Origin of the sequence: Methylobacterium sp. J-001, assembly GCF_022829565.1 — a bacterium.
GTDB lineage: Bacteria > Pseudomonadota > Alphaproteobacteria > Rhizobiales > Beijerinckiaceae > Methylobacterium.
In genome coordinates this window covers 1-19045 of record NZ_JAKSYN010000227.1, presented here as the reverse complement: position 1 = coordinate 19045, position 19045 = coordinate 1, and the positions used below count along the sequence as shown (strand labels likewise).

Sequence of the window (19045 nt, the reverse complement as noted above, 5' to 3'; positions counted from 1 at the left end):
TCCCAGGCGTTGATGGTCAGGACTGGCGTCAGGCTCCTAACCCTGGCGTCAGTCCGTTGCATTTGTGTGCAACTGAGTGCAGTATGGCGACACCGCTTTTGGATGTCAACTGCACACATTTGCACTCATGGCCAAGAACTCTGCGATATCCGTTCGAGTGGCTGATGCCGTGAAGGCAGCGGCTGAGAAGGCTGCGGCGGAAGACAGTCGGTCAGTCGCCTCCTACGTCGAGAAGCTCCTAACCGAGCACCTGAAGGCGAAGGGCTATCTGAAGTGAGCTTAGGCAGAGTCGCCACCATCTTGTGCGTCGCAGTGGTGGCTGGGGCCACAACGTCGGTTCTGACGGATGAGGGCATCGCCAACGCTCCCTCAAAAGTGCTGGGCGCTGGGCTGATAGCGAGTGGGCTCGTTGCGCTGTTAAATAGGTCATGAGCGAACCCGAACCTGACGAGCTGTTCCGCGATCGCATCCTGCGCGTCGTAGCTGACCACGAGCGGCATCTCGTGAGAATGGCCTATGGTTCGTTCCTCGATCGCATCGGTCGCAAGTACGGCCGGTTCAGGACTGGCGTGCCGCTGAAAGGTCTGGACGTTCAAAGTAAGCGGATCTGACCTGTCGTCATGAGAGCCGACGCCGCGCGCCTGGGTGACCTGATCGAGAAGGTCGCCGCTGCCCCCGAACCAGCGCGCGAGCTGTTCGCCGAGGTGTGGTTCGCCACGACCGGCAAGCAGCATCCCGACGTCAAGGTGCGCTTTGCCCTGTTCATAGAGGCGAAGGCGTGGACCGACGCCGCACTGATTACGGTCGCACACGCTCTCCCGGGATGGGGCGTAGTGACGAGAACCGGCCCGGGATCAGGTGAGGCCAAGATGCAGCCGCCAGGGCTGCGCGTTCGTGGTCGCTACGAGGGCTTGGAGCTGATCCGGCATCCGGGAGGCGCCGCGCTGGCGGTCCTGCAGGTGATGCTTCAAGCGAAGTTGGCGGGGCACTAAAGGCCCAACCTTCAGGCGGCAGTAACCAACTTGCCGGATGAGCGTTGTAGATGTTCCCTCAACCATCCGGTGCCGCCATGCAGCCGCAGCTAATCGCGTTCAGCGCTTGTTGCCCCGTCGACATGAGTGAGCCGACGCGGGACGAACTGGTGACGATGGCGCGGGGCACGTTCGGTGAGGCGGCCGCCCGGGAATTGGCCGATCACCTCGCGGTATCGCTTGAGACCTGCGGTGTCGGCGGCGATGGAACTAACGGCGAGTGATAGGCCTCCGGGCCGCGCAGCAGCCCTTACAACAGGCTTGCGAGACCGGCGGCTTGCATACTCCGGCGATAATGAGGGTGGCGGTCAGCGGCGCCCTGGCGAGGTCTAGGAAGCAGACGGCCCCGTCGGTAGCCGCGCCAACACCGAGGTAAAGCTCCGGGCTGCCCTCGAAGCCGCCGGCGTCATCTTCATCGAAGAGAACGGCGAGGGGCCTGGGGTGCAGCTGCGGAAAGCGCCTTCTGAATGAGCGACTGTGCGGTTTGAGCGCGGAGCGGCAAAAATCAGCGGGCCTGAAATTCGACTGATCAAAAAACTCATGTGGGCGAAGGGCATCGTACGAATTTCGCGAAAGCGAATTTGCATCCGGAAATTAGCACCCCATTTAATTTCTCGTGCCACGCTGCGAACGCGGCATACGACGCGCATTGACGGTTTTTTTAATTCCTGCCAAATCGGCGTGGAATGAGCGAACCGGCTGTGAAAGCCGCGCGTTCGAATCATTCGCGAGGCGGGGGCTTCGGTAAAGGGATGAGGTGATACCATGAGCGAGCAGAAAAAGTTTCTCGCTCGGCTCGAAACTGCCCGTCAGGAAGGGCTGGTGGATGTGAAGTTTCTCTTCCACCCGTCGAGGGCGGTCCAGCCGGAGGAGATTTTTGCCGGACTAAACGAAATCGAAGATGCGATTTCGTCCGGCAACTGCGTTCGACATTTCAAATGGAATGGCGATGCGCCGGCGGAAGAGTCGAGTTACGAAGCTTGACACCAAATAATCCGCACATCTACTAGCTTAGGCGGGCTCAGGCCCGCCTTTGTTGTTTTTGGGCTTCATCATGGTTCCCGCAGTTATTGCCGTCCGAGACGCGTGCAGAAAAACCTTCCCGACTTCTGATACCTTCACGCTTCAGCAAGTCTCAAACGCTGTAGAAGCCTACACGCAAATAGATGATGTAAGGTTTTTAGGGTACAACGTTAGCCCGGCAAATCCGATATGGGGAGAGTTCCTGCGTTTTACATCTTTCCTTCCGTACAGGGGGAGGCAGGAGATAGTCGAAATACGCTATGCAAATCATTTGCCTGTCGAATGGCGTAGATTTGTAGTAACAAAAGAACTTTGCCACGCAATGGATAGCAGGTCTGGTGCGCACACTGTATCTGCGCAGGCTGTTACAACTTTGATAACTACTCTGGCTTTGTACAGTAGCGTACAGTCTGGCTCATCGTTGGGAATGGCGGTAAATGCGGAGCGCCTTGCTGAAGTCTGCGCAATGGAAATTCTGCTTCCATACTCAGTCCGAGAGAGGATGATTTCGGATGGAACTTTTACTAACATAGGCGCGGTCGGAATAGCGCATAATTTAGACTTGCCTGACACGATGGTAAGCCAAGTATTTGATTCTTCATACATGCAGATCGCAGCAACTGTTTTTCCGTAGCTTGAATCGCTGCTGGCAAAAATGTTGTCCTCGACATCGCCATGCCTGCAGCTACTCTGTCACCATGCGCACCGCCCTCGCCGCCCTTGCCTTCGTCGTCGCTGCCGGTGGGGCGCAGGCAGCTCCCGGCGCGCGGGAACTGATCGGGGCTTGGTCACAAGCCAATGTGACTTGCCGAGGCAGCTCAACCCCGGAGGCCCAGGCGACGATTGACGAGTGTGAAAGACGAACGCGGCTTCACGCGCGGCTGTCTCAAATCGGCTGGTGCTTCGGCAAAAAGGGGCAGCCAGGCGGACAGTACGACTGGCACAGGTGTGGCCCGAACTCGATCGTTGAGACGGACCTGCAACCGAACTAGTTGCTGCCCAGCGGCGCCATCTGCCGGCCATTCACCGTCACCACCTTGCCGAACAGATTGCCCTTCGTGTCCGTCCTGGCGCGGGCGTCCGGCCCAGCCTTCTCGATCACCGTCGTGACGCTGCCGTTGACGTTGGCGCCGCCAACGATCCCGGCTTGGCCCGCAACCTCGGACATTCGGCTGCTACCGATCTGAAGCTTCCGGTTTTGCTCCTCGGCTTGAGCGCGGCGGGCGCGCAGTGCGATGCCTAGATCCCGAGCGGCGCGACGGTCATCCTCCTCCGAATAGAACGAGCCTTTCGACCGGCGCCGTTCGTCGTTCGGGTCCGCCAGCACCTCCCCCCGGCGGGTGAATGCGTCCTTCAGGCCGTCGCCGTATTTCTGCGCCTCCACTGCGGGAATGCGAGTACCGCCGCGGCGGTACAGTTCTAGCTGCCGCCGCGCATGGCGTTCGCGCTGTGCCTGGAGCGGCCCGTCGTAGCCCTCGAATTTTTTACCAGTTCGATTGCCTCGACCAACATCGGTCTCAAGGTGCCACTCCCGCTCATCGCGGGACCGATGCTTCCTCTCCTGATCGAAGAAATCGACCTGGGCGTCAAAGTCGGTCCAAGGAACGCCCCGCTTCTCGGCAAATTGCTTGAGCGCACGGAAGCGCTCGGCGCGCCACTGGAACATGCCGTGCGCAGCATTGTCGCCCGTGCCGAACCGCTTGGTATCCCCAAGGGGGCCATCCGATCTGACGCTGCTCTCCTCCATAGCCTGACCGATCGCCGAAGCGGCGGCCTCCGGGGTCCAGCCTCGCGCAATGAGCCGGGCCATGGCTCGCTGCGCTCGCTCGTCCGCCCCCTTGGGCACGGCACCCTGTCCAGCGACTCGCGGCCCATCATCCGCCACGCCTCCCCGGCCAAGGGCACGCGCGCGCCGCCCGCCCTCACTCTCGGGGGAATGCATCGGCCCGTCAGGGAAGCTCCCGCCGAGGCCGTTGAAGCGCCCGCCGCCGTAGCCGCGCGGCGATGGCGCTGGAGCCCGCCGGTAGCCGCCACCCAACGCAGCCGACTGGATCGTAGCCCCTCCGAACAGGCCGCCCTCTGCGCTCGACTTTGATACCGATGCGCCCTCGGCAGCCCTGCGCTTCAACTCATCCGTGTTGGACTCGATCGCCTTGCGCAGCTTGTCGTTGGCGGCTTCGTATTCGGCCTGCCGTTGTTCAGGGCTTCGCCCTTGGAGCCGGGATAGCTCCTTCTCCGCATCGTCCAGGCGCTTCTTCAGCACGGGCTCGCGGGATTTGAAGTCGAGGGCAGGGCCGCCAGTCTCCTGGTCGTACTCGGCCGCCTTTAGCTCCTTCTTCAGCGCCTCGACCTCGGCACGGGCGCCGATCTCGTCGTCACCGGCACGCGGGGCCACGGACCGAACCAGGGCACCCAGGGTGCCTTCACCGCCGGTCGTGACACGCAGCACGTCCGTGAGGCTACCGGAGCGCAGGGCGTGGATCAGCTCGATGGCCTTGCGCAGCTCGACCCCGAGCGGCTTCAGGCCCTCCAGGATCGACTTCAACGCGGCGCCCGCATCCTTGCCTGCACCCGCCCAATCGATCTTGGCTAGCTCCACTCCGAAATCGTGCATCGCCGTGCGCAGCGCCACGATGGCGTCGCCGCGCCCGCCCTTCACGCCTTCGTCCAGCCAGTGCGCGAGGCTCGACGCGTAGGGCAGCACCTCCTTGGCGATCGTCGTGCCGATCGTCGTCATGCTGCTGTTGAGGTCGGCGATGGCGCGCTGGAATTCCTCGGCCTTGATGATGTCCTTCGGGTCCAGCGGGCCGATCTTCTGACGGGCCTTGTTGAACTGGTCGATCACCGGCCCGAGGTGCCCATCCGCAAGCCGGGCGAGGTCCGCCGTGCCGAAGAAGCGCTCGAAGAAGATGCCCCGCTCGGTCGGATCCTTGATCGTCTCGCCGAACTGCAGCGTCTTCTTCAGCGCCTCGCCCCGGTCCTGGGTGCGCTGAAGGTCGGTGGCGAAATCCTGAAAGGCTTTGCGGCTGGCCGGATTGGTCCCCTGCATCAGGGTCCAGCGAAGCGCCTCGCCCGCGCCCCGGCCCAGTTCTCGGAAGTTGCGGACGAACGTCTTGGTGCCCGCCTCGACGGTCCCGGCATCGACCCCGAACTTGCCGGCGACCGCACTGAACTCCTGAAGCGTCGAGGCCGCGACCCCGGTCTCGCGGCTGAACTGGCCCAGCGTGCCGAGGTTGCCCGCCAGCTTGTTCAAGGCACTCGTGACGCCGGCCAAGGCGGCGCCGGCCGTCAGACTCGTGACGCCGACCGACATCATGGCTGGGTTCAGGACCGACGATGCCGCCTTGGCCGTGCCCTGGATCGCGCCCTCGACCTTGCCGAAGCCCTTCGCCAGCACATCGCCATGCGCCGCCCCCTGGCGCGACACGTCTAGCAGCTGCGACCGCAGGCTCTTGAGCGGACCGGAGAACCGATCCACCACCTCGGCCTGCATCCTCAGGGCTTCATCGGCCATCGTGCTAGTCTCCTCGACCGTACAGGCCCGACTGCATCATCTCCTCAAGCACATCGGGCGTGTGCTCGATCAACGTCGTGATGTATTCCTGAGGCTTGCTGAGCATGGCCGCCGGATCGCATCGGTAAATCATCGCGAGTTTCAGGCAGGCTCGGATGAGATCCTCGGAAGCGCCGGCAGAAAAAAAGACGACAGCTGCCACGCGCAGTAGAGCCAATCCGGCGCGCTCATCTTCGTCAGGTATGACGGGATCGTGTTGGACAGCCGCGCGATCATCGCGCCCATCTTCGGGCCGTCGAACCGCACAGTGGACATCGGATTTTCAGCGAACACATCCATGAGGACGGGGCTGCCACCGACCTCGATGATGTCCTGAGCGGTCGGCTTGCGGAACTTCAGTTCCTCGATCCGCTGCAACACCTCGCCATTATCCTTAGCCTTGATCTCGATCGGCTCGGACAGGGTGACCTTCACAGCCCAGGTCGGTTCCGAATTGTCTGCCATCAGTGTGCTCCCGTGATTGCCGATCGCATCGGCGCTAGGCGTTGCTGTAGGTCCCGGCAGGCAGGCCACCGCCTGCGCCGCCGCTGTTGATCTGATCGCCGCCGTTGAATGCCCCCGGCAGGACCAGCGTCAGCGCAGTCAAAGTCCCGGTCGGGCCTTGCGTCGAGGTGACTTCCTGAATTGCTAGATTGAGTTTGTCCGTCGTGAACAACATCGGACTATAGACGCTAACCGGCTCGCCAATGCTCTCAAGCCAAAGCTTATCGTCTTTACGAAACCAGCCTTGCACCACGATCTGCACTTGGACCTGATCAGACAGGAGGAAGCCGTTTTGGAACTGTGCGCGCATTCTCATCTCGGCGGCGTCGCCCGGCATCTCCGCAACTATCGAGAGCGGCGCGTGCTGCTTCACTTCTGGATTTTTGGCGGTGCCAGTCTGAGTGCGGGCGTCATCGCCAAAATACTGATCGTTGCCAGGGCGCTGCCCGACAACATTGATCTCATTCAAGGCGCCCGTGTAATTGAAGCTCGCCGACGCCTGGAGGATGTTCTTTCCTTCGGCTAGTTCGGCCTGTGCCCCAACTGAGTTTCCGAGCCTGTAGCCGACGAGGTTCCCGTCAATGTCTGATTGCAGATAGACGTTCCTGAAAGCGCAAAGACGGTTGATGGCATCATATACCGTCTCGCCGAATAGTAGGTTAACTTTTGGAAATGGCTTGTCCATTCCCGAGGTTTCGCCCTTCAAGCTGAACGTCGCCCCGTAGGGCTTCAGCAGGGCGTTGACGATCTGAGATAAGCTGTAGTTCTTGTATTCGCTCTTGCTCTCGTCGACCGTGGCCCGGGCTATGACGGTCGCGTTCGTACTGATGCTAAGCTGAAGCGCGTGCTGCGTGGCATCGTAGGCGGGCTGCCGGCCGATGATCCGGCCCTTGCTGATGGCCTGCCTGCCGCCCAAAATCACTTCAGCCGAATCGCCGATCGCCAGCTTCGTGTTGGACCAGTTCGGCGAGTTCTCGATCGGTGAAGCTGCCGTGAAGACGGCTTTCGGGAACGGATCGATCCCGGAACGCGTGACGCTGACGGTCTGCCAATTCTTGTAGCGCTGGCCGCGGACCAGGATCTCGGCGACTTCCTTAGGCTTCGACACGGGACGCCTCCATCAGTGCAGGTGTGTCATCAGGTCGGGCACGTCGCACCGCCACGATGGGGCGACCCACCGTCATGCCGTCGCGGTGGACACCGACGTAGGCGCCGGATCGGAGCGCGGCCGTCACCCGACCCTCGGCGACGCCTTCAACGGGGCAGAGGCGCCCGTAGCCGTTCCGGGCCGATTGGCAGCCGGTGTAGGTCCACCGCTCGCCGACGTGCCACAGCAGGCCGTTCAGATCCTTGGCCGCCAGCCTGTCGAGGTCGGAGAAGTCGGCCATGGCCTACGCCACCGCGTCCGCACGCGACCAGGTGTTGCCGGTCCAGCGCATCACGTGACCGTCGATCGTCTTCAGGTCGCCGATGGCAGGCCAGCCGGGCATACCGACGCTGCGCGCGTCGCCGGGGTCCTTGCTCTGCATCGCGATCGCGAGGGCGTTGTACATGGCGAGGGTCTGAGCGTCGGTCGGTGTGTCGGCCATGGCTAGGCTCCGTGAGGCTGTGAAGGGGTTGGCCGCGCCGATGGCACCAAACACCGGCGCGGCCGTCCCTCGACCCGGAAAACCACATGCAATCCGGGGAGGCGGGAAAGGGGTTGGGCTACCGGGCTCAGGAAACCCGCTGCCACTGGGTGCCGTCCATCGCGGCACGGCGCTCGCCGATGGCGTAGGACGACGGGAACCGGCCCGTGGTCCGAACCTGGGCGCCGAAGGTCCGGGCCGCCTCTGCGGCGGTCGCCTCGGCCCGGCACTTCTCGCCCCATTCCTTGATGCGCTGCTCACAAGACTTGCGCGGCTCGGCAGCCGGCTGAGCGCGGCGAACGTTGGGGAACAGGCGCTTGGCCCATTCGGCCCCGGCCTCGTGTTCTGCGTTCTGGCTCATCTGGTCTCTCCGAGAATGTTAGTTGCGCGGCTGGCCCCAACGGACGGCGCCGTAGAAGTATTTGCCGGGCTCGACACCCGGAAGGTTCACGAAATCAGCGATGGGCATGAAGGTCGGTGCGTGAACATCGGCCAGGGGCCGGGGCACTAAGACTTCACGCAGCTCATAGTCAGGGCCGCTGTGAATGGAAATCGGCGCCCGTTTGCCGGTCTCTTTGTGGAATAGAGCCTGCCCCCACATCATCGGGGTCGGCATCGGTGCCGCCTCCGGAGTGAACAACGGGTCCACGATCAAGCTCAGCGGGGCGGCATCGTCAGGTAATTCGAGGTTTGCTTGACGGGCTATCTCTTGGAATGCCCGCACCCGGCGCAGCACATCCACAACCGCGAGCGCGGCGGCGGGATACTCGTTGCGCATCACCTCGCGGGCCTGGTCGAGCGCTCGCATGGCTTCCGCCATCACGGCGTGGCGGCGGCCCTGCTCGGCGTCGTGCTCGGCCTGCGCGAGTTCCCCATCAAGGCGGGCGAACTTGGCTTCGGCGATATCGATGCGCCGCCGCACGGTGGACAGCTCGTCATCGATACGGGCCAGGGCGGTTTCGTCCTCGGCCTTCAACGCGGCGTGCCGGCGGTCCTCGGCATCCACGCGCATGCGAACCGCGTCGATCCGCTCGGCATCCGCCTGCGCGCGAGCCGTACGAAGCCCCTCGATCAGGGACGCTGACTGTTCGTCGGCGACTGCTTCACCCCTTGCCTTGCGGCGTGTGAGCCCGGCCATGCCTCAGCCCCGCTTCGTCATGGACATGACACGACCGCCCACGGCGTCCTCTGCAGTCTTCGCCGCGACGCCGGCATCGCGGACCGCCGCATAGGTGCGATAGGGGAACCGGGCTTCCAGCCGATCGGCCTCGTCCTCGTCCAGCTCGACCCATTCGCCAGCCGGAATGCTACGGGTGCCGATGGTGCCGGGCGTGATGATGTTCCCAATGGAGTCGCGGGTCTCAGGCTTGCTCGTCGTCGGATCGGCGACAACGCACGTGCATCCAAGTTGAACCTTGCGCTTAGCCATGCTGTCTCCGCTCACTTTCAGAATTGAATTGCTGGCCTTCGACACCTTGGACGCTTGAAGTAGCTTTCGCCGCAGGGCGCGCAGGTATCGTTCCCGTTGTCTCTCGGGCCAGCGGCAAGATCACAATGGCTGCCCTGCCTATCCGAGGATAACTAGACTTTGATCTTGAGCCACATTCAATAGTTCAGTTGCAACATCTGCAACACGACCAAATTAATTTCCGGCTAGACCGATCAGAGGCGTCAGCATGACGCGCGAGATCCGCAGCCGCTTGCCATACATCCGGCCGATGCCGTGTTGCTTCGCCCATCGGCGGATCGTCTGAGGCGTCACACCGGCCTCGCGCGCGGCATCGGCCGGCGAAGCAAGATCGGGATGACTGGGCAGGTCCGGCCAGAGATAGATGCCGTCAACGCGAGGAGGCAGGCGCCCGGCTTCCGCTAGGTAGGCGTAGAGGTCAGCCAAGTCGGACTCGACGCGAGCGACTAGGACAGCAAGGCGCTGATCGGTGATTAGGCCTGAGCTGTTCATCAGGCCTCCCCAGTTCGGGGCAGACGAACAACGCGGACATGCATCTCGTCAAAAAACCGCTCTAGCTCTTCATCATCACGATTTTCGCCATGCATAGCGGCCACAAGGCGCCAGTCAGGTTCGGTATTAGGCTTATTGTAAAGATCTAAAGCGAAGCTGGTGAGGCCATGCTCGGCCAGATAATCTGACATGCATTTGGCGAGGTGCAAAGTCACCTCGTACTCTAGCGCATAGATCTGCTTCGTGCTCAGGCCAAGAGCGTGAGCGGCATCCGCGGCGTGCCCATAATGGCTGGTGATGATGTGTCCAAATGCTTTGACCAGCAGCGCTTGCTCACGCGACGGCAGATTGAAGGTCTGGCCTTCATGCCGGACGACCCGCCCCGTCGAGATGTAGCGATCGACCCAGCCGCGAACGGCGCGTAGATCGAATTGCGCGGCGACCCCACGACGACCTGGTTTCAAGATTGGACAGCCGCGCCGAACCCATGAGTCCACGGTCGGAAGGCTCACCCCAAGCTGATTTGCCAATACGTTGCGCGAGACAACTTCAGTCATTCGTTCGGCCTCGGGATAAATAACATAAAGGTATTTCAGAAGTCCGCACCTAGAGAGATGATGCACTCGCGCGGACCCGTGTGGGTGGTCACCCTCCGGAAGAACCTAGAGTAAACTTTACAACCCTAATTCGGCTTGGATGGTCTTTGGGTCCCACCTCACTGGGCAGCGGCACTGACAACGGCACGCTGAATGACCTCGGCGTCGATGACGCGCTCAACCGTCTGCCACCAGCGGTCCTCCTGGTCTGAGATCATCTCGCCGTAGCAGGCGCCGACAACGACGATTGGCACGCCTGGGAAGGCAGCCTCGGCAGCGGCGAGCGGGCATCGCCCCGCCTTCTCGGCCTCGGCCATGACGCCGATGATGCTGGCCTTCACTTCCTGTCGAACGGTCAAGCGCATCGGTCTCAGCCCCTTCCTGTTTCGCCAGACAGCAGGTCGAGGCGGGCGACGCTCTCGACACACTCGTTGCTGACGGCCATGAGCACGTTGCGGGCGGACGCGAAGGCGATACGGCGCTCTTCCTCGGTCAAGGCTGGCCAGCGCTCTCGAACCGCTCGGGAGGCAGCGGCAGGGCTATCGGGCAGATCCCGGCCCTGCGCTACGAGGTAGACGAAGAGAGACGGCGAGGACTTGGCCATCTCGACCACAAGGTGCTGTGCAAGGTCAGACGTGAGGTCCGTGACCATCAGGCGGCGCGCCTCAGGGCAGCAGCAGGACCGGCGGGGCCAGGTCCGTCGTCGTCGCTGATCGGCGGGAGCTTGAAGCCTTCGGAGACCAACTGCGCCCGCACGGTTCGGCGAACGTATTCGGAGGTCGAAACCCGGTTCTGTCGGGCGGCGCGGACTACCGCGTCGCAGAGACCATGCTCGGCACGAAAGCGAAGGGCTTCGGGAAAGGTCAGGGAGCGGTAGGAAGGCATGTCGAGGACCCATCAGCATGAAGCTTCATGATGCCCAAAGATGCCGTTTTAGCCGCGTCTGTTCTACGTCGCCATTGCCGACATTGCCGAACCGATATTGTGCCAGCGGTGAATGAGATCCAGTAAACCGACACGCTCATAATACCGAACGACTGTTTGCCCTGATCGATCGCCTACGAGGTACGCCCTCAGGGCTACATGATCGCCGTCGAGCAGCATTTCCAAGGCAACCCGGCTCACCACCCAAGGGCCGCCGCCGACATGCCGACCGATATGATGCTGCTCACACCACAGCCGCATTGTCCGAACGGACTTGCCGGCAATCTCCGCAGCTTCCTCGACCGAGCACCCCTCGCGCCGGCTGAACGGGACGAGCACCTGCGGCGCGTCCCGATCTGCGTGTTCCCGGTTTCCCCTCAAGGGGTCCAAGGGGGGTGTAAGATCGGAAAGATTGTAAGATTGAGAGAGGGGTCTCATTCGTCGTACCTCTCTCCGTACCGGTTGCCCGATCTTACATTCTTACCGTTCTTACAGGGGTTATTGACCCCTGCCAGGCAGTAGAGACCGCGTCCCGCCTTATCGATCTCGCCGGCGGTCACCATCCGGAAAAGCATCACGTCGAGAGCGTTGCGGTTCTCCAGCCCCGCGCTGAGCATGATGTCCTTAGGCGACATCGGCTCGGGCGAGTTTCGCAGGGCATCAAGGATCAAGTTGCGCTCGTCACTCCTTCGGACATCGGCGGCGGCGCCGAGCATGGTCCAGGCCCCGGTCGTCCGGTCGAAGGACAGAGCGCTCTCAATCTCCTCAATGTCGCGTCCGCGCCCGTAGAGCGTGGTCCCTTGGCTATCCCTGGCCAACACCAGCGTCGTGTCGGCTGTGCCGGTGAGCCCCGTCGAGCCGGACAGGCAATCGAACGGATCCTCGGCCTCAGCCTTGCGGGTGTGGTGGATCACGACGACGGCGACACCGAACTCCGCCGCCAAACCCTGAAGCCCCTCCAGGGACCGCACGTCGTAGTCGTAGATCCCCTCGTTGCCCTTCATCGCGGGACGCACCTTGTTCAGCACGTCCACGATCACGAGGCGCGGATCCGGCTGGCTCTCGATCCAGGCGCGGATGTCGTCGAGGCCGCCGTCATCGAGGCGACGGCAGTTCAGATCGTAGTGCAATCTTACAGGCTTCTTACCGGTGGGCAGCAGTTGGCCCAGCCGCTTCTGCAGTCGGCGCTTGTTGTCCTCCAGCGCAAGGTAGAGGACATCACCCTGCTCGACCTCGATGTTGCCGAGCGCGACCCCGCCCATGGCTACCGCGATGGCAGTCCCGAGCAGGAACCACGACTTGCCGAGCTTGGGCTTGCCGCCGAACAGGGTGAGCCCCTCAGCGAAGATGCCGGGGACAATGTAGCGGATGGGCGGCAGCACCTCGTCCATCAGTTCAGCGGCCGTGGCGGATCCGAAGCGGCGCGCTTGCGGCTTGGGAGGCAGCGGGGGGAGTCGGTCGATCTTGTAAGCGGCCTCAGCCATTGGCCACCTCCATCGCGACATCATTGAGATCGGTGCCGCTGGCAGTCGCCTGGACGAGGAACACCTCCTTGCCGGCCCGGCGCCAGCGATCGGCACACAGCTCGGACGCCCCGCGGCCTGCGGGATCGTCGTCGACCGCGATCCACAAAACCTCGATGCCGGGCAGCGCCGGGAAGCTGGCGATCCCAGCTGCATTCAGGAGCGACCACACGGGCGAGGCACCGAACTCGGGCAGACACCGGAGTGAGAGCGACGATTCCAGCCCTTCCCCGATGCCCAGGGCCAACGTGACCTCCTCGTCGGCCGTGAGTTTTACGGCCGCGCCACGAATGCTTCCGAGCGCGAGCCGATCCTTGCCGTTCACCTCGACCTTCTGACCATCGAGGCTCAGCGCTGTACGGTGGATCGCCTGCGGTTCGTTGGTGACGATGTTCCGCACCAGCGCGACCATCGCCCGGGTCCTATTTCCCGCGAAGGGACAGGACGGGTGGAAGCGCAGCACTTCGTGAATGTCAGGAATGAGATCCAGGCCGCGGCGGGCGAGGTGGCGAGCGACCGGTGACTCGGCTGGCTGCCGGGCCTCGCGCCAGATCCGCAGGGCGAGTGCCGTGCGATCAGAAGCTGAAGGGGGTAGCGGTTCGTTACCCCCTTGAATCAGCGCTGCAGAAACTGGCTCGACTTGAGCTGGTTTCGATGCAACTTGCCCTGAAAGCCCGAGCCGTTCGCGAACGAAGTCCCGGCAGGATCCGAAGTCATCCCCGGCATGGCTGTGCAAGGTGAACCCGCCCGGCGCCGAGGCATCGAACAAGATACTGAGGGAGCGGTCTTGGCGGCTATGGTGCGGACCGGGGCACACGATGCCCCGGCCGACCACTTCGCCACCGAGCGCACGCGCTGCGGAGCGAAGATCCATCATGCCCGACCTCCCGTATCGGTGGTCGAGAACAAGTTCTCACCGCGATCAAGGAATCCACGTTCAACGGCATCAAGGCAGCGCTGCAGGTACACCTCATCCTTCACCCCGAAGTTGGCGAAGGTGTTGCTGACCATCTCCAGCAACTCGCCGTAGGTCGTCAGGATCAGGGCGTTGATCTGTGGATCGCTCCACGACTCATTGACCGTGCGCAGGTAGATCGAACCGGCGAAGTGTGCGCCGACGGCTTCGAAATAATCGACGCCGATGGCCAGCGTCTCCTCACCATAGCTGGCGGTGGCGAGGCGGCGGTCCGCATCGTCGACGATGGAACGGATGGAGGTGGTGCTCATGCGCAGCCTCCCCGCAGGAAAGCCCGAGCCTCAACACGGCTCGCAAGCACGCCGATCACCATGCCTTCGCGGTCCAAAACCGCAGTCAGGGCGCTTGCCAGGGAAGGGCGGTTGGCCGTATTCCTAGCCTTGGTTTTCCCCCGAAGACCGCTCTGCTTAGCGCCGTTGCGGGCCGTGACCCCCGCGACGGCGTTTGCATTTCCAAGGTGTCTTTCGCTCAGTTTGCGGTTTGTAGAGCCCTTGCTAACCCCTTGAACCTTCGTGGCCCGTTTAGGTCCCGTTTTGCAGAAAACATCAATGTTTTCAGTGGACCGGGTCAGCCTACGAATCTGGGGGTCAGAGGTTCGAATCCTTTCGGGCGCGCCATCACTTAGCTATCATTTCGAAATCTGCCGAATGCGCCGGGGTAACGCTGTGGGTAACAGCGAAACTACTCGGCGACGGCTGCCGGCCGCACCGGGTGCGCGAGCGGCGTTCGTGTGAAGTCGCATGCATTTTGCGTTCGCTTCTAGGTCGGATTGGTCTCCGGCCGTCCACGCCCGCCCTAGCCATCTCCCCCCGAGGCATGAGGGTGGGCGTGGATGCCAACGAGACGCATCAGACGCGTACCCCTAAGTTCAGCTTAGCCCTCATCAGCTTGGCGAACCCTCGGCCGACCAAGTCGCCGAGTTGGCATCTGCATTGATGGAGGGGCACTCAGTACCCTCCCCTCACTGCGCTGAGGCCGCGGACGGCAAGTCCGCCCGGGCAGCGAGAGCTTCGGCCTGCAGCAGCCGCTTCCGCGCTCGCTTGAAGGCTCGATCGCCATCGAGATGAAGGCGTTCGGACTGGGCAAGGCTGAGGCGGGATAGCCGGAGCATCCCGACCGCGAGTAAGGCGTAGATCACGCGCATAGGACCTCCTTGGCCAGCCGTTCGAGGTCACCAACCGCATCATCTTGGTATTGCCGGAGCGACATGCCGATCCGGCATTTCAGGAGGATCGCCGGAAAGCTCACCATTGGTTCGTCCATGAAGGGCAACAGGACGGCATCAAGCTGACTGTCGAGTTCGTCGGTGGGCTCCCGGGATGCGAGATAGGCCTGCCACTCGGGGGTGGTCCCTATGGCCTCAGCCGCGCCTTTCTGAGCGGCTGAGCCGAAGATCTCTGGATCTGGGCGCGGATGCGCTTGACGAGCTTCATCGTAGAGCCGGCTCGACTCCGCCCAGAGCCGGTCGAACTCCACGAGCTTCACAAGTAGGCTCGGTGTGAGGGCGACGAACTGTGCCTCACGATCTGACAGGACCTCAGACGGCTTGCTCAGGTGCGTGTCGGAAGGGAGGGCCATGACGGCCCCACCTGTGAGCGGGGCCGCGAGGATGGCACCGAGAGCGGCGCGGCGTGTAGAGGCGGCCATTAGTTCTTACCTCTGACCATGTCGAAAGCCTCACGGCGGTTGGTGTCGAGGCGCTCGCCTATCTTCGACAGGACCTTGCTGATGACGAACACGTCCTCTGGGTCGATAGGATCCCCGGAACAGCCCATGCGGTTAAGCACGCTCGCCCAGCGTCGCAGATCCGTTGTGTCGTTTTCCATCCTATCGATGGCGTTCCAAGCGGGATGCCGGCTCATAACGACCTCCCGACATTGAAGCGGTGAGCGCCGCGGCCGGTCCACTCGGTGGCCGAGGCTTCCGGCTCCTCGGGCTCGCAATCTGCGTCGCCGTCGAGCGCATCTAATAAGGCCAGGTCCGCCTCGATACGGTCGGCGATCCGGCGGCGCAGCTCGCGGACGCGCTGGCGGTCGGCATCAGCGAAGAAGCTGGCCAGCCCGATCTGGATCTCGGCGATGGCCTGGTCGGCCGGATCAGTCTAACGGCAGGCCTTAATGGCCCGGGAGACGGGGCCCAGCTGCCGGCCGAGCCCCTGGCCTGCTAAGGGCCGCGAGCTGCGGTTGGCCTGAGCAAAACTGCTCAGACCCTTGTTGCCGGACTGGGGTAATAAGGGCGTGCGTGTGCTATGGGCGTGGCTAGCCATGCCGCTCTCCTCAACAGAGTGGTGGGGTCAGGTCCCGTGCGGGAGCTTCCACCTTCCCGCCGGACCGTCATTGTGGTACCACTAGGCGTGAGGCACGTCAACTATGGTACCACATGCGCACGGGTAGAACCCGCGGGAAGCAGACCGGCATTCAGATCCAAGTGCGGGTGCAGCCTGAACAGGTCGCCCCCCTCGACGCTTGGATTGCCGATCAGCCTGATCCGAAGCCAACCCGTCCGGAGGCGATCCGGTACGCTCTCACTGACTGGCTCACCGGCCAGGGCTACGTGAGGCACCGCGAGGATCCTGAGGGGGCGAACTGACATCCTCGCCCAGCGTTGCAGCGCTGATGTCGCGTGGCGCGGCGTCCATTTTGGAAACCTGATGCCCTACACCCTTCAGCGCCTCGCCCCGGGCAGCTTCGATCTCATTCTCGACGGCAAGGTCGTCGGCAGCCTCGTGCGAGACGTGTCCGAGGACGGCCGAGAGGGCGACTGGATGGCTGAGACGCTAGAGGACAGCCCACCCTTCCCGCCGCCGTTCGAGCGCGGGCAGCACGCATTCCCGACACTGTTGGGAGCTGCGAAGTGGCTCGACGCGACTGTGCCCGATCTCTGACTGGAATCCGCTGGCGTCATCTTCATCGAGGAGAACGGCGAGGGGCCTGTAACTTAATGGTTAGAGCCGACCGCTCATAACGGTCTGGTTGCAGGTTTTAGTCCTGCCGGGCCCACCAGCTAGCAAGCTATCCCCGGAGACGCTCGCTCCATCTACATTGAGGTGAAGGCGAATGACGGGAAGCGCCGCTGATCAGAGCGAGCAGCTGCAACGATTTAACCTGGAGAAATCAAGCAACTTCTAGCATGCCAGCGATGCGTTGGAAAAGTTTTATACAAAGTTCGTCTGGAAAAGCGGTGCTTCCAGTCAGATATGCCGCCGCCTCGCTAGCTAGATCCTTCTTTCGAATAGATATTCCGTTCATTTCCACATTGTCGCTACCAGATATCGCAATTCGTTGCGCTTCATCTAAGCTACACATAAACTTTTCAGCAAGGAATTCAGAAGGGTAAAGATATTCTATTCCATTATTTTCCCATATTATGATGTTTTCTCTACTAACTCCTAATGCTGCGAGCTGCTCTGAATTAGACTTGTTGTGCACACTATCTAGAACAACTAGGGTTCTTCCGCTATATGCACTGCGTGCCAGTCCTCCGATCATGAGCCCCAATTCTCTTATGCGAGATACTACATCGCCTCTTGCCTCAACAACAAGAACACGATTCTGGGGAAAACTTATCTTGATCGCCGCGGACAGGAACTCATGATCGGTTTTGCCTTCGACGACAACGATCGCTGAAGGCAGCCAAAAATTTTCCAGACTTTCGCCTATAAATCTGAATTGAAGATCTTGAAGTTGCTGCAAGGAAGAGACATTCTCAACCGTTATTGTATTTCCCACGCGCGAGATGCGGTAGTTATTTGATATAATATTCCGATCTAGGAAAATGTGCGAGTGCGTAGCAATCATCACCGCTTCAAGGTGTGGAAAGAACCCTTTCCGTACTGATTTATCAGATAATAATTTAAACAGTTTTTGCTGAGTTTCCGGTGAAAGGCCGAGCTCCGGCTCATCAATAGCAATTCGATTGATCCTCTTATCAGCTAGATCGCAGACAATTCGCAATATGAGTCTGCTTCCTGTGCTTGCTTGATCTAGGCGCTTCCCATCTATGAAAACCAAATTATCTGACAACGAATTATTTGGATCATGTTTTCGAATTTCAAACGAAGATCCTAAAATGTAATTAGAAACGGCAAATATATGATTTCGCTGGTCATCCGATATCAATCGCAGATATTGCCCCAAGTCGTAATAAATACCGTCAACGTTCGTGCTTTCGCGGAGGTAAGACAAATTTGGTTTTTCACCCAAATCTGATGGAGCGCCAGCGGTGGGGTTGAGATTCGTCCCATGCACAAACCTATTAACCGGCAGAATGCCAGCCTCAGTCCTATAGCATTCATAGAGAGCTTTAAGCAGCAGCGACTTACCGCAATTGTTTTTTCCCGAAAATACTACATAGTGCTTATTTTTAATATGCTCAGCAATAAGATTGTGAGATGGGTTGAAATTTGCAAACGGGATCTCCGGTATGTGCAGGGGCATCGGCGCTGGCGGTCTTCGATGATAGGGGGAATTCGCGCGGGTGGCACTCGACCTTATCGGAAGCTGTCCTGTTAGATCGAGGGGCAATCGATCCCGGCACGGTGAAGCGAAAGCACCAGCACCATCTACGCAGCCTGCCGCCGACCTTTGAAGATAGGCTTCAGCGCCTGCGCAGCATCGTAGCAAGCCCCGACTCGACACGGCAATTCTGACGGCTATCCTCCCGCCATCCGCACAGCCCTCGCCGCCCTCGCCTTCGCCGTCGCTGCCGGTGGGGCACAGGCTCAGCTGCCGCAGCCTCCGCGCTGATAATCCGCTCGCCCCCGCCCCGATCTGTTCACGGGGTAAGGCGGAAGTCGGCCGATCAAAAGCGGCGCATGTAATCTCCGAGTTCGGAGCGCATCCCCGCTTCGAAGCCAATGTGCCATGCCTGGACGTCGGCAGCTTTCATGCCGGCTTCCTGATGCCCTCGGGCCACAATGATCCCGACCTGCTCGATCCGGCGCACCATGCCCTCAACGCTACCTGTCTCCGGGCTCAGCGTTTTGATCATCTCGCTCGTTGCAAGCCGGCCAGCTTTTTCGCCTCGCGCGATGGGAGCTAGCGGCTTGCTATGCGGCGGCATAGGTCTCGATTGCCTCACCTCATTGAGCCGATACGCAACGCGGCTCGTGAGACAAAATGAGGCCGGGCGGTTACCGGGGCGTGCCGGTAATTCGATACCGCTGTCCCGGACCGGGAGTGCGACACGAAAAAGCCCGCGCCGGCGAACCGGGCGGGCTAAGTGGCCATTGAGCTTGGGAGCCCCTCGAATAACTGTCCGTGAAGCTGAGTCGCATCCCCCAATTGAAGGATGCCTCGCGCCAACAAGAAAGCCCCGCGCGGCTGGGC

Annotated in this window: 26 protein-coding genes, 1 tRNA gene and 1 pseudogene; 8 read left to right on the top strand and 20 right to left on the bottom strand. The window is 61.4% G+C overall.

Translation table 11 applies throughout. The features are described from left to right. Nucleotides 1–428 precede the first annotated feature (428 nt). The 5 genes and pseudogenes from MKK65_RS29635 to MKK65_RS29615 all read left to right on the top strand — a co-directional run bounded on the left by MKK65_RS29635 (nucleotide 429) and on the right by MKK65_RS29615 (nucleotide 2015). Nucleotides 429–611: a hypothetical protein gene (locus MKK65_RS29635; RefSeq protein WP_243961775.1), complete on the top strand. Its 183-nt coding sequence runs from the start codon at nucleotides 429–431 to the stop codon at nucleotides 609–611. 9 nt (nucleotides 612–620) lie between these two features. Continuing rightward, the gene (locus tag MKK65_RS29630; protein WP_243961774.1) at nucleotides 621–992 is read left to right on the top strand and encodes a hypothetical protein; all 372 of its coding nucleotides are present in this window, start codon (nucleotides 621–623) and stop codon (nucleotides 990–992) included. Nucleotides 993–1114: 122 nt separating this feature from the next. Beyond that, nucleotides 1115–1255: a hypothetical protein gene (locus MKK65_RS29625; RefSeq protein WP_243961773.1), complete on the top strand. Its 141-nt coding sequence runs from the start codon at nucleotides 1115–1117 to the stop codon at nucleotides 1253–1255. A gap of 157 nt (nucleotides 1256–1412) precedes the next feature. Beyond that, nucleotides 1413–1502, top strand: a pseudogene (locus tag MKK65_RS29620) (transcriptional regulator); the annotation flags it as partial. Nucleotides 1503–1796: 294 nt separating this feature from the next. Continuing rightward, complete coding sequence (locus MKK65_RS29615) at nucleotides 1797–2015, top strand: hypothetical protein (RefSeq protein ID WP_243961772.1); 219 nt, start codon at nucleotides 1797–1799, stop codon at nucleotides 2013–2015. A gap of 1027 nt (nucleotides 2016–3042) precedes the next feature. Here the strand turns inward: MKK65_RS29615 and MKK65_RS29610 are convergent. From MKK65_RS29610 to MKK65_RS29525, 18 genes are all read right to left on the bottom strand, one after another. After that, nucleotides 3043–5568, bottom strand: coding sequence for a phage tail tip lysozyme (locus MKK65_RS29610; RefSeq protein ID WP_243961771.1), 2526 nt, complete (start codon nucleotides 5566–5568; stop codon nucleotides 3043–3045). A 141-nt stretch (nucleotides 5569–5709) separates the two neighbouring features. After that, nucleotides 5710–6042, bottom strand: coding sequence for a phage tail assembly protein (locus MKK65_RS29605; RefSeq protein ID WP_243961769.1), 333 nt, complete (start codon nucleotides 6040–6042; stop codon nucleotides 5710–5712). A 64-nt stretch (nucleotides 6043–6106) separates the two neighbouring features. After that, the gene (locus MKK65_RS29600) at nucleotides 6107–7219 is read right to left on the bottom strand and encodes a hypothetical protein (protein ID WP_243961767.1); all 1113 of its coding nucleotides are present in this window, start codon (nucleotides 7217–7219) and stop codon (nucleotides 6107–6109) included. After that, nucleotides 7206–7499 (bottom strand): hypothetical protein, encoded by a 294-nt coding sequence (locus MKK65_RS29595; RefSeq protein ID WP_243961766.1) that lies wholly within the window; start codon nucleotides 7497–7499, stop codon nucleotides 7206–7208. The genes MKK65_RS29600 and MKK65_RS29595 overlap by 14 nt, the downstream gene beginning before the upstream one ends. A gap of 3 nt (nucleotides 7500–7502) precedes the next feature. Continuing rightward, nucleotides 7503–7700: a hypothetical protein gene (locus MKK65_RS29590; protein WP_243961765.1), complete on the bottom strand. Its 198-nt coding sequence runs from the start codon at nucleotides 7698–7700 to the stop codon at nucleotides 7503–7505. A 127-nt stretch (nucleotides 7701–7827) separates the two neighbouring features. Beyond that, on the bottom strand, nucleotides 7828–8100 hold the full coding sequence (locus MKK65_RS29585) for a hypothetical protein (RefSeq protein WP_243961764.1): 273 nt from the start codon (nucleotides 8098–8100) through the stop codon (nucleotides 7828–7830). 18 nt (nucleotides 8101–8118) lie between these two features. After that, nucleotides 8119–8877, bottom strand: a complete 759-nt coding sequence (locus MKK65_RS29580; protein ID WP_243961763.1) for a hypothetical protein — start codon at nucleotides 8875–8877, stop codon at nucleotides 8119–8121. Nucleotides 8878–8880: 3 nt separating this feature from the next. After that, a complete protein-coding gene (locus MKK65_RS29575; protein ID WP_243961762.1) occupies nucleotides 8881–9168 on the bottom strand; it encodes a hypothetical protein in 288 nt (95 codons plus the stop codon). A gap of 213 nt (nucleotides 9169–9381) precedes the next feature. Next, nucleotides 9382–9633, bottom strand: a complete 252-nt coding sequence (locus MKK65_RS29570) for a helix-turn-helix domain-containing protein (RefSeq protein WP_243961761.1) — start codon at nucleotides 9631–9633, stop codon at nucleotides 9382–9384. A 65-nt stretch (nucleotides 9634–9698) separates the two neighbouring features. Continuing rightward, a complete protein-coding gene (locus MKK65_RS29565) occupies nucleotides 9699–10256 on the bottom strand; it encodes a terminase small subunit (protein WP_243961759.1) in 558 nt (185 codons plus the stop codon). A gap of 158 nt (nucleotides 10257–10414) precedes the next feature. Further along, complete coding sequence (locus MKK65_RS29560) at nucleotides 10415–10660, bottom strand: hypothetical protein (RefSeq protein WP_243961757.1); 246 nt, start codon at nucleotides 10658–10660, stop codon at nucleotides 10415–10417. 5 nt (nucleotides 10661–10665) lie between these two features. Beyond that, entirely contained in the window at nucleotides 10666–10947 is a 282-nt protein-coding gene (locus MKK65_RS29555) for a hypothetical protein (protein ID WP_243961756.1), read from the bottom strand. 296 nt (nucleotides 10948–11243) lie between these two features. Then, entirely contained in the window at nucleotides 11244–11558 is a 315-nt protein-coding gene (locus tag MKK65_RS29550; RefSeq protein ID WP_243961755.1) for a helix-turn-helix domain-containing protein, read from the bottom strand. 95 nt (nucleotides 11559–11653) lie between these two features. After that, nucleotides 11654–12703: an AAA family ATPase gene (locus tag MKK65_RS29545; RefSeq protein ID WP_243961754.1), complete on the bottom strand. Its 1050-nt coding sequence runs from the start codon at nucleotides 12701–12703 to the stop codon at nucleotides 11654–11656. After that, complete coding sequence (locus tag MKK65_RS29540) at nucleotides 12696–13619, bottom strand: toprim domain-containing protein (RefSeq protein ID WP_243961753.1); 924 nt, start codon at nucleotides 13617–13619, stop codon at nucleotides 12696–12698. The genes MKK65_RS29545 and MKK65_RS29540 overlap by 8 nt, the downstream gene beginning before the upstream one ends. Then, nucleotides 13616–13969, bottom strand: coding sequence for a hypothetical protein (locus tag MKK65_RS29535; protein WP_243961752.1), 354 nt, complete (start codon nucleotides 13967–13969; stop codon nucleotides 13616–13618). The genes MKK65_RS29540 and MKK65_RS29535 overlap by 4 nt, the downstream gene beginning before the upstream one ends. An 883-nt stretch (nucleotides 13970–14852) precedes the next feature. After that, complete coding sequence (locus MKK65_RS29530) at nucleotides 14853–15296, bottom strand: hypothetical protein (RefSeq protein WP_243961751.1); 444 nt, start codon at nucleotides 15294–15296, stop codon at nucleotides 14853–14855. A 68-nt stretch (nucleotides 15297–15364) separates the two neighbouring features. Next, on the bottom strand, nucleotides 15365–15580 hold the full coding sequence (locus MKK65_RS29525; RefSeq protein ID WP_152997653.1) for a hypothetical protein: 216 nt from the start codon (nucleotides 15578–15580) through the stop codon (nucleotides 15365–15367). 517 nt (nucleotides 15581–16097) lie between these two features. On the opposite strand from MKK65_RS29525, the gene MKK65_RS29520 reads away from it, so the two are divergent. From MKK65_RS29520 to MKK65_RS29510, 3 genes are all read left to right on the top strand, one after another. Next, nucleotides 16098–16307, top strand: a complete 210-nt coding sequence (locus tag MKK65_RS29520) for a hypothetical protein (RefSeq protein ID WP_058194958.1) — start codon at nucleotides 16098–16100, stop codon at nucleotides 16305–16307. A gap of 61 nt (nucleotides 16308–16368) precedes the next feature. After that, on the top strand, nucleotides 16369–16602 hold the full coding sequence (locus MKK65_RS29515) for a hypothetical protein (RefSeq protein WP_058194959.1): 234 nt from the start codon (nucleotides 16369–16371) through the stop codon (nucleotides 16600–16602). A 42-nt stretch (nucleotides 16603–16644) separates the two neighbouring features. Then, nucleotides 16645–16720, top strand: a tRNA-Ile gene (locus tag MKK65_RS29510). Nucleotides 16721–16831: 111 nt separating this feature from the next. Here the strand turns inward: MKK65_RS29510 and MKK65_RS29505 are convergent. Together MKK65_RS29505 and MKK65_RS29500 are read right to left on the bottom strand one after the other, a co-directional pair. Then, on the bottom strand, nucleotides 16832–18154 hold the full coding sequence (locus tag MKK65_RS29505) for an ATP-binding protein (RefSeq protein ID WP_243961750.1): 1323 nt from the start codon (nucleotides 18152–18154) through the stop codon (nucleotides 16832–16834). A 364-nt stretch (nucleotides 18155–18518) separates the two neighbouring features. Further along, the gene (locus MKK65_RS29500) at nucleotides 18519–18707 is read right to left on the bottom strand and encodes a hypothetical protein (RefSeq protein ID WP_058194960.1); all 189 of its coding nucleotides are present in this window, start codon (nucleotides 18705–18707) and stop codon (nucleotides 18519–18521) included. Between the last annotated feature and the right edge of the window lie 338 nt (nucleotides 18708–19045).

What these genes read in the sequence shown, in the direction of transcription:
- MKK65_RS29595 (WP_243961766.1), bottom strand. Translation starts at nt 7,499, where the DNA reads ATGGCCGACTTCTCCGACCTCGACAGGCTGGCGGCCAAGGATCTGAAC.
- MKK65_RS29635 (WP_243961775.1), top strand. Translation starts at nt 429, where the DNA reads ATGAGCGAACCCGAACCTGACGAGCTGTTCCGCGATCGCATCCTGCGC.
- MKK65_RS29545 (WP_243961754.1), bottom strand. Translation starts at nt 12,703, where the DNA reads ATGGCTGAGGCCGCTTACAAGATCGACCGACTCCCCCCGCTGCCTCCC.
- MKK65_RS29575 (WP_243961762.1), bottom strand. Translation starts at nt 9,168, where the DNA reads ATGGCTAAGCGCAAGGTTCAACTTGGATGCACGTGCGTTGTCGCCGAT.
- MKK65_RS29540 (WP_243961753.1), bottom strand. Translation starts at nt 13,619, where the DNA reads ATGATGGATCTTCGCTCCGCAGCGCGTGCGCTCGGTGGCGAAGTGGTC.
- MKK65_RS29565 (WP_243961759.1), bottom strand. Translation starts at nt 10,256, where the DNA reads ATGACTGAAGTTGTCTCGCGCAACGTATTGGCAAATCAGCTTGGGGTG.
- MKK65_RS29515 (WP_058194959.1), top strand. Translation starts at nt 16,369, where the DNA reads ATGCCCTACACCCTTCAGCGCCTCGCCCCGGGCAGCTTCGATCTCATT.
- MKK65_RS29585 (WP_243961764.1), bottom strand. Translation starts at nt 8,100, where the DNA reads ATGAGCCAGAACGCAGAACACGAGGCCGGGGCCGAATGGGCCAAGCGC.
- MKK65_RS29525 (WP_152997653.1), bottom strand. Translation starts at nt 15,580, where the DNA reads ATGAGCCGGCATCCCGCTTGGAACGCCATCGATAGGATGGAAAACGAC.
- MKK65_RS29505 (WP_243961750.1), bottom strand. Translation starts at nt 18,154, where the DNA reads ATGCCCCTGCACATACCGGAGATCCCGTTTGCAAATTTCAACCCATCT.
- MKK65_RS29580 (WP_243961763.1), bottom strand. Translation starts at nt 8,877, where the DNA reads ATGGCCGGGCTCACACGCCGCAAGGCAAGGGGTGAAGCAGTCGCCGAC.
- MKK65_RS29625 (WP_243961773.1), top strand. Translation starts at nt 1,115, where the DNA reads ATGAGTGAGCCGACGCGGGACGAACTGGTGACGATGGCGCGGGGCACG.
- MKK65_RS29535 (WP_243961752.1), bottom strand. Translation starts at nt 13,969, where the DNA reads ATGAGCACCACCTCCATCCGTTCCATCGTCGACGATGCGGACCGCCGC.
- MKK65_RS29630 (WP_243961774.1), top strand. Translation starts at nt 621, where the DNA reads ATGAGAGCCGACGCCGCGCGCCTGGGTGACCTGATCGAGAAGGTCGCC.
- MKK65_RS29615 (WP_243961772.1), top strand. Translation starts at nt 1,797, where the DNA reads ATGAGCGAGCAGAAAAAGTTTCTCGCTCGGCTCGAAACTGCCCGTCAG.
- MKK65_RS29590 (WP_243961765.1), bottom strand. Translation starts at nt 7,700, where the DNA reads ATGGCCGACACACCGACCGACGCTCAGACCCTCGCCATGTACAACGCC.
- MKK65_RS29560 (WP_243961757.1), bottom strand. Translation starts at nt 10,660, where the DNA reads ATGCGCTTGACCGTTCGACAGGAAGTGAAGGCCAGCATCATCGGCGTC.
- MKK65_RS29520 (WP_058194958.1), top strand. Translation starts at nt 16,098, where the DNA reads ATGCGCACGGGTAGAACCCGCGGGAAGCAGACCGGCATTCAGATCCAA.
- MKK65_RS29530 (WP_243961751.1), bottom strand. Translation starts at nt 15,296, where the DNA reads ATGGCCCTCCCTTCCGACACGCACCTGAGCAAGCCGTCTGAGGTCCTG.
- MKK65_RS29555 (WP_243961756.1), bottom strand. Translation starts at nt 10,947, where the DNA reads ATGGTCACGGACCTCACGTCTGACCTTGCACAGCACCTTGTGGTCGAG.
- MKK65_RS29500 (WP_058194960.1), bottom strand. Translation starts at nt 18,707, where the DNA reads ATGATCAAAACGCTGAGCCCGGAGACAGGTAGCGTTGAGGGCATGGTG.
- MKK65_RS29610 (WP_243961771.1), bottom strand. Translation starts at nt 5,568, where the DNA reads ATGGCCGATGAAGCCCTGAGGATGCAGGCCGAGGTGGTGGATCGGTTC.